General features: G+C 69.5%; 1 protein-coding gene. It reads right to left on the reverse strand.

Translation table 11 applies throughout. The features are described from left to right. A partial coding sequence (locus AC1DYG_RS20405) for an SAM-dependent methyltransferase (RefSeq protein WP_477641659.1) occupies positions 1–393 on the reverse strand: 393 nt, incomplete at both ends.

Below are 393 nucleotides of genomic sequence, written 5' to 3' on the forward strand. Positions count from 1 at the left end.
GGACGGGACGGCCGATCCGATTGAGCACGATCCGGTGCTGCGCGGCCAGCGACTGCACGCTGGTGACGCCGGGGATCACCGAGTAGTCGAAGTCGACCACACCGCGCGCGAGCACCCGCTCGACGATCCGCAGGGTGCTGTCGTAGAGCGAGGGGTCGCCCCAGACCAGGATCGCGCCGACCCCGTCGACGGCGGCGAACTCGGCCTCGAACACCGCGGCCCGGCGGTCGTGCCAGTCGTCGACGACGCCCTGGTAGTCCGACGGCGTGCGATCCCGCGGCGGGTCGGTGATGTCCACCACCCGGTAGGTCCCGCGCATGTGCTCGTCGAGGATGCCCATCCGCAGGTCCACCAGGTCCTGCTTCTCGTCACCCTTGCCGATGACAAAGAAGA

The organism is Pedococcus sp. P1_H8 (genome assembly GCF_056405175.1).